Source organism: Mediterraneibacter sp. 210702-DFI.5.30, assembly GCF_020560115.1.
GTDB lineage: Bacteria > Bacillota > Clostridia > Lachnospirales > Lachnospiraceae > Mediterraneibacter > Mediterraneibacter faecis.
The window spans coordinates 305447-312343 of record NZ_JAJCME010000004.1; the positions used below are offsets into that span (position 1 = coordinate 305447).

The 6897-nt window shown below is 39.3% G+C and carries 7 protein-coding genes; all 7 read right to left on the bottom strand.

What is annotated here, in order from left to right:
- Position 1 precedes the first annotated feature (1 nt).
- Positions 2–763 (bottom strand): ABC transporter ATP-binding protein, encoded by a 762-nt coding sequence (locus LI126_RS06675; protein WP_020436965.1) that lies wholly within the window; start codon positions 761–763, stop codon positions 2–4.
- A 6-nt stretch (positions 764–769) separates the two neighbouring features.
- Positions 770–1810, bottom strand: coding sequence for a branched-chain amino acid ABC transporter permease (locus tag LI126_RS06680; protein WP_412292670.1), 1041 nt, complete (start codon positions 1808–1810; stop codon positions 770–772).
- 24 nt (positions 1811–1834) lie between these two features.
- On the bottom strand, positions 1835–2719 hold the full coding sequence (locus tag LI126_RS06685; protein ID WP_015528707.1) for a branched-chain amino acid ABC transporter permease: 885 nt from the start codon (positions 2717–2719) through the stop codon (positions 1835–1837).
- Positions 2720–2843: 124 nt separating this feature from the next.
- Positions 2844–3608 (bottom strand): type I 3-dehydroquinate dehydratase, encoded by a 765-nt coding sequence (gene aroD / locus LI126_RS06690; protein ID WP_155205128.1) that lies wholly within the window; start codon positions 3606–3608, stop codon positions 2844–2846.
- A 307-nt stretch (positions 3609–3915) separates the two neighbouring features.
- Positions 3916–5112, bottom strand: a complete 1197-nt coding sequence (locus tag LI126_RS06695; protein WP_227165073.1) for an ABC transporter substrate-binding protein — start codon at positions 5110–5112, stop codon at positions 3916–3918.
- Between the two features lie 133 nt (positions 5113–5245).
- Positions 5246–6007, bottom strand: coding sequence for a hypothetical protein (locus LI126_RS06700; RefSeq protein WP_055173524.1), 762 nt, complete (start codon positions 6005–6007; stop codon positions 5246–5248).
- A gap of 4 nt (positions 6008–6011) precedes the next feature.
- On the bottom strand, positions 6012–6695 hold the full coding sequence (locus tag LI126_RS06705; protein WP_117953991.1) for a hypothetical protein: 684 nt from the start codon (positions 6693–6695) through the stop codon (positions 6012–6014).
- Positions 6696–6897 lie beyond the last annotated feature (202 nt).

The following is a 6897-nucleotide window of genomic DNA, read 5'->3' on the forward strand; positions in this document are numbered from 1 at the left end:
CCTATTCTCCCAGATATGCCTTGATTACCTGAGGATCATTCAGTACATCTGTTGTCTTGCCCTGTGCAAGTACTTCACCGAAGTTGAGTACTGTCAGCTCCTCGCAGATACCACTTACCAGTTTCATATCATGTTCGATCAGAAGGATCGTCATATGGAACTCATCTCTTACGAAACGGATCATATCCATCAGTTCTCCTGTCTCGTTCGGGTTCATTCCTGCTGCCGGCTCATCCAGAAGAAGAAGCTTCGGATCCGTCGCAAGTGCTCTGGCGATCTCCAGTTTTCTCTGCTGTCCGTAAGGAAGGTTTGCAGCCTTATATGACGCAAACTTCTCAAGATCGAATACCTTCAGAAGCTCCATCGCCTTTTCATTCATCTCTTTTTCTACCTTACGATAATTCGGAAGTCTTAAGATTCCTTCGATTGTAGAGTAATGATGATGGTTGTGAAGTCCTACTTTAACATTATCAAGAACAGTCAGTTCTTTGAAAAGACGGATGTTCTGGAATGTTCTTGCAATTCCGGCCTTACTGATCTCAATATTTTTCTTTCCTGTAAGATCCTTTCCGTCCAAAAGAACCTTTCCTGAATCCGGTTTATATACTCCTGTCAGAAGGTTGAATACGGTTGTCTTACCGGCACCGTTTGGTCCAATCAATCCGTAAAGTTCTTCTTTCTGGATCTTGAGGTCAAAGTCATTTACCGCACGGAGACCTCCGAAAGAAATTCCAAGATTTTTTACATCTAATAATGTACTCATTCTTACTTAAGCCTCCTTTTTCTTTCCAAAATGAAGATACTTCTCTCTCCACTCGATTGCCTTTGGTGCCCAGTTAAAGAGCATCATAATGATCAGAACGATCGCATAGATCAACATACGGTAATCAGACAGTCCACGGAGAAGCTCCGGAAGAAGTGTCAGGATAACTGCTGCAATAATAGATCCACGGATATTTCCGATTCCACCAAGTACTACAAAGACAAGAATCGTGATGGACATATTGTATCCAAAGTTGTTTGTATTTGCTGTCAGTGTTGACAGGTTATGTGCATACAGAACACCTGCTGCACCGGCCATAGCTGCTGAAATTGTAAATGCCATGAGTTTATATTTTGTAACATTGATTCCGATAGACTCAGCTGCGATTACATTATCACGGATCGCCATGATCGCACGTCCGTCTCTGGAATTGATCAGGTTGAGTACGATAAATAATGTCACCATGATCAGGATAAAACCGATCAGGAAGGTTGAATCCTTCGGAGTTCCTGTGATTCCCTGCGGACCGTTCAGGATAACTGTTCCGTCTGGATCCATGTCAAGTGCCATAACGTCCTTTGTTGCAAAATGAAATCCTTTAGAATCCTTTCCAATATAAAGGACATTTACAAGGTTCTTAATGATCTCACCGAACGCAAGTGTAACGATTGCAAGGTAATCGCCTTTCAGACGAAGTACCGGGATTCCGATGATAACACCGAAGATTGCTGCTACTACAACACCGATCAAAAGTGCAAGCAGAAATCGTACAATCGAATTCTCTATCACATCTCTCATACATTTTGAGAAAAATGCACTGGAAAATGCTCCCACACACATAAATCCTGCATGGCCAAGGCTAAGTTCTCCGAGAATACCTACTACAAGGTTCAGAGAAACCGCCAGGATAATATATGTACAAAGCGGAACAAGAAGTCCTGTCAAAAGACTGGAAATACTTCCTGTGCTGCTTAAAGTCTGCATCACTACGAAAGCTACAATCACGATAGCATAAGTGATAAGATTACTTCTCTTTGTTTTATTCATATTCTTCAACATAATTCCATCCACCTACACTTTCTCCTGAATCTTCTTGCCCAGAAGTCCTGTAGGCTTCACAAGCAACACAATGATCAGAACTGCGAACACGATCGCATCTGCAAGCTGGGAAGAAATGTATGCCTTACTGAGTATCTCGATGATTCCCAAAAGAATTCCTCCGATAAATGCACCCGGAATGGAACCGATTCCTCCAAATACAGCTGCAACGAATGCTTTGATACCCGGCATCGCACCTGTGTATGGTGTCAGGCTCGGGTAGGTAGAACACAGAAGCACACCGGCTACTGCTGCAAGTCCGGAACCAATCGCAAATGTAAGAGCAATTGTTGCATTTACATTGATACCCATTAATTGCGCTGCGCCTCTATCCTCTGATACTGCACGCATCGCCTGTCCTGGCTTTGTCTTCTGAACAAATGTGATCAATGCAATCATAATAACCACACAAACTACAATCGTAACAATTGTCTCTCCTGAAATATTCAGCTTGCCATCTGCAAGTGAAAGTCCGCTCCACTTGATCACTGATGGGAATGTCTGTGCATTCGCACCGAAGATCAGAAGTGCTACATTCTGAAGCAGATAACTGACACCGATTGCTGTGATCAGTACGGCAAGTGAAGATGTTGCATTACGAAGCGGCTTATACGCTACACGCTCCATCAGAACACCAAGTACTGTACAGGCAATGATTGAAATCAGGATTGCCACCCAGGTAGGAAGTCCTGCCTGCTTCATTGTGATCAAAGCTACATATGCACCGATCATGATCACATCACCATGTGCAAAGTTCAACATCTTGGCGATTCCATATACCATTGTGTATCCAAGCGCGATCAACGCATAGACACTGCCAAGACTTAGTCCATTTACTAAATATGAAATAAAGCTCATATCCGTCCCTCTCATCCTTTTTATATTTTTGTAAGGTACTACTTTAACCTTTTAAATTGAATTGATTATAGCATAATTATTTTCTTGTATCAATACAAAAAACAGAATCCGCTCTGTTTTTTTATTAAAACAGGCTTTTATGAAGTAATCCAAGTACTGTTGTCAGATCTTCAATCCCCATCTGTCCCGGTGCAGATACTTTCCCAACTGCTCCAAATGTCAGTGCAGAGCCAAAGACTTCTCCACAGAGACGGCTGATCACACCTGTTCCTGACATAGACATTGTAATGATCGGACGATCTGCATACTCGCTTGCCATCTCTTCTGTCGCTGCAAGAAGTGTAAGAACATCTTTCTTATTCTGTGGCATCACAGCGATCTTCGGAATATCTGCTCCAAGATCCTGCATTTTTCTTAAACGGGATACGATTTCCTCTTTTGCCGGAGTCTTGTGGAAGTCATGGTTCGAAGCGATCACTTTTACTCCATTTGCATGTGCTGTCTCAACAACAGCCTTCACAGCCTCATCTCCTGTAAATGCCTCTACGTCTACAAGGTCAATAAGTCCTGTCTTTGCTGCATTCTGATTCAGTTCAACATAAGCCCCTGTCTCGATTGCTTTTTCTCCACCTTCTTTGGATGTGCGGAATGTGAAAAGGATCGGCATCTCCCCAATCACCTCACGAAGTGCCTGCATTGTCGCCTCTGTCTTTGCAAAATCAAAGATATCTTCATACCAGTCAACACGCCACTCAACAACATCAGCCTTTGTTGACTTGATATTCTCGGCTGCTGCAAGAATCTCTTCTCTTGTTACGCCAACAATAGGTACACAGATTTTCGGGATTCCAGCGCCAATTTCAATATTTCTTACTTTTACTGTATTCATGATTTTTTCCTTTCTTAAGCTTCTTCCGAATTCTTCAGAAGCACACCATATCTTACATTTATAAAAAGTATAATATAAATAATAGCACAAAGATAGAACAGCATGCTATAGAAAATTCACAAGCTTGAAACTATGGCCACACCAACGGAAAAACATCTTGTAAATCAAATGACTAACACTGCTCCAAAAAGAAGTCCCCCGGCAGAAACGATGTCTGTCGGGGGGATTTCTCCTATTCTTTTAATGTATCTACAAAGAGCGTTGCTACTCTCTGTATTTATTTTTCTAAACGAATCTGATATATCAATTATTCAGCAGCATCTTCTGCCTGAAGTACCTGATACTCTCCACTCTTAACAACAACTACTGTAGGATCTTTTGTAGGCTCTCCATCCTCTGACCATGTGATGCTCTTTCCTGTAAGTCCATCATATGTGATCTCTGTCATACCTTTTTTAAGTGCGTCACAGATATCTGATACGCTCTTATCCGGTGTAACATCTTCTTTCTCAGCTGCTGCTTTGATTACGTATACACAGTCATAAGCATCTGCTGCGAACTGAATCGGTGTGTCTCCGAATGCTTCTTTGTAATCAGCAACGAATTTCTGTGTTGCTTCGTCTGTAGCATTTGCTGTAAATGGTGTAAGGAACATTAAGTCTTCTGCAAGACTTGCGTCAAATCCATCAAGATCAAGGATACCGTCCATACCGTCACATCCGAACCACTTCGGTGCAAATCCTGCTTTGTTTGCCTGAGCAAGAATCAGAGAAGCTTCCTGATAGTAAATTGGAAGGAATACAAGTTCAGCACCTGCATCTTTTGCTTTCTGGATCTGTACAGAGAAGTCAGTCTTGTTATCTGCTGTAAATGCTTCTGCTGCTACAACATCAAGTCCTTTTGCCTTTGCCTCTGTCGCAAATGTCTGATAAATTCCTGATGAATATGTGTCAGAGCTGTTATAAATGATTGCTACTTTTGTTGCAAGCTTGTTCTCTGCAATGTAATCTGCTGATGCGCTACCCTGGTTAGGATCTGAGAAACACATACGGAATGCATTGTCATACTGGATACTGTCTACTGCTGTAGCAGATGGTGTCAGCTGGAACATGTTATCTGAATGAGTCTCCTCAACAACTGCTGTACAAGGTGTAGAAGTTGTTGTTCCGATCAGTGCCTGCATTCCCCAGTCTTTCAGAGTATTGTAAGCGTTCACAGATTTCTCTGAATCAGCCTGATCATCTTCAAACTTGTATTCAATCTGCTTTCCGTTAATTCCGCCTGCTGCGTTGATCTCATCTACTGCAAGCTGAATACCATTCTTTACAGCTGTTCCGTAGATTGCTGCATCTCCTGTTGTAGGTCCGATACCACCAATTTTAAATGTATCAGAGTTAGATGATCCTCCACTCTTTCCACTATCTCCCGAACTTCCACATGCTGCTAATGAAAATACCATAGCTGATGCAAGCATTACACTTGCGGCTTTTTTCCACATCTTCATAATAATCTCCTCCTAGAAATTAAAATAATAAACTTTATGTGTCATATATTAGCTCGTAGAAGTATGATTTGTCAAGCAGAAATAGAGTGCAATCTGTTTTTTATCTATATTCGTTAAATATGGTCAAGTGATGTTAAAATAGATCAAGTTGGTTGTTATATCTATTAATCTGATATCTTAATACATTTCGTTCTATGGAATCAGGTTCTGTTTCTAACCATGATAATGCAGACTTAACATCAATCGAAAAACCACTTCCCAAATATTTAACCATCTTTTCATGAGAGCCACAAAATGGACGTGCTATAACTCTTTTTACATTTTCTTCTATAGAAAAATTCCAATTTACACTTTGGTTTGCTGTCAACAAAGATACTCCGTTATCAAAAATTGGTGCCGGATAAAAATCATTTCCACGCATAATCAAAGCCAGATTATTTAAATGCCTGTCCTCATTTAAGCAAATCATATCCAATGTCAACACTTTACTCAAATAAGCATGGATGTTTAATCCACAGCTTTGATCAATAAACCGGATAACATATTCTATTCTTTCTTCCATTGTATTCATGTTAGCTATGACTTTCGAAAGATCTTTTCCAACTTCATTATAATATAGCCTATAAAACGTGACTAATTCTTCCTCTTCATCTAAAAAATTTTTACTCCTACATCCTGATTTTCCATTAATTGTTCCTTCTTCATAACTTATAAATTCATTTTCTTGAAGTGTAGTAAACTGCATAAACTTTGAAACAAGATATTCAGCACGTCCTTCATTTCCTCTATTATCTTTTTTATACCAATAGCCATCTTTTTTATACTTAACCTGGGTTCCTTCACTTGTTCCTTCTTGAATAACAATATAATCATTTCCTATATTTTCACTAAACATATCTTCACCTTACCAATACATCTTTGCTTGTGATATTTTCTCCCGGAAAGCGAAACCATATAAAATCATTATGACTGACACCATGTGTCTTTCGTACTATTTCATATGGATTATACTCTTTAAGTCCCAGATGTTTTAAGATTTCATCAATATCAGGCCTACCTTTTTCAAAGCATCTTAATTCTAAGATCTTGCCTAACTGATAACGAGTCATCTTCTTCTCTGCAAATAGTTGTCGCCCTGGATTGTCTGAAAAGCGTGATACAATAACATTTTTCTTTTTCACATATACTCTGGCCGTAATTTCATCTTTCCAGTATACTTCAAAAGTAAATTCATCCATGAAATTTTCTTTTTTAGTCCTCTTCTCATAGCACGCTAACATCTTACTTGCAGTCATAATATCCCATTCTAAGTCTTGTATCTCATTTGACAAATGCTCAATTCTTAACTGAATATTTTCTATATCTGCTATCTTTCCCGGAATAACTGGAGACAGATATCTGCTTTTGACCTTTCCATCTTTACGTTGTTGTGCATAATAATATAATTCGCCATGAATTTTCTTTATTGTAATGTTTTGCTTTTCCGTAGAAATTTCTTGTAATTCTTTTTTCTTAATATCCAACTCCTTTTTATAAAGTGCTTCTTGATATTTTAACATTCTGTAAGTTTGTTGTATCTCCATAGTTCATCACCCATTATTATTGTAACCTATATTTTTATTTTTTTCAATATGTGTAGGTTACTTGATTTTGCAAAGAAAAAAACAGCGCTTTCGCACTGCTTCTCATTCCTGTCTATATATCATATACCTTCAAAACTACATACAGTTAAAACCAACATCATCATCCAAACCTATCACTGCTTTGGTTATGCCCTCGACCTAT

Coding starts and splice junctions, on each gene's coding strand:
- LI126_RS06700 (WP_055173524.1), bottom strand. CDS start 6,007: ATGTTTAGTGAAAATATAGGAAATGATTATATTGTTATTCAAGAAGGA.
- LI126_RS06680 (WP_412292670.1), bottom strand. CDS start 1,810: ATGAATAAAACAAAGAGAAGTAATCTTATCACTTATGCTATCGTGATT.
- LI126_RS06675 (WP_020436965.1), bottom strand. CDS start 763: ATGAGTACATTATTAGATGTAAAAAATCTTGGAATTTCTTTCGGAGGT.
- LI126_RS06705 (WP_117953991.1), bottom strand. CDS start 6,695: ATGGAGATACAACAAACTTACAGAATGTTAAAATATCAAGAAGCACTT.
- LI126_RS06685 (WP_015528707.1), bottom strand. CDS start 2,719: ATGAGCTTTATTTCATATTTAGTAAATGGACTAAGTCTTGGCAGTGTC.
- aroD (WP_155205128.1), bottom strand. CDS start 3,608: ATGAATACAGTAAAAGTAAGAAATATTGAAATTGGCGCTGGAATCCCG.
- LI126_RS06695 (WP_227165073.1), bottom strand. CDS start 5,112: ATGAAGATGTGGAAAAAAGCCGCAAGTGTAATGCTTGCATCAGCTATG.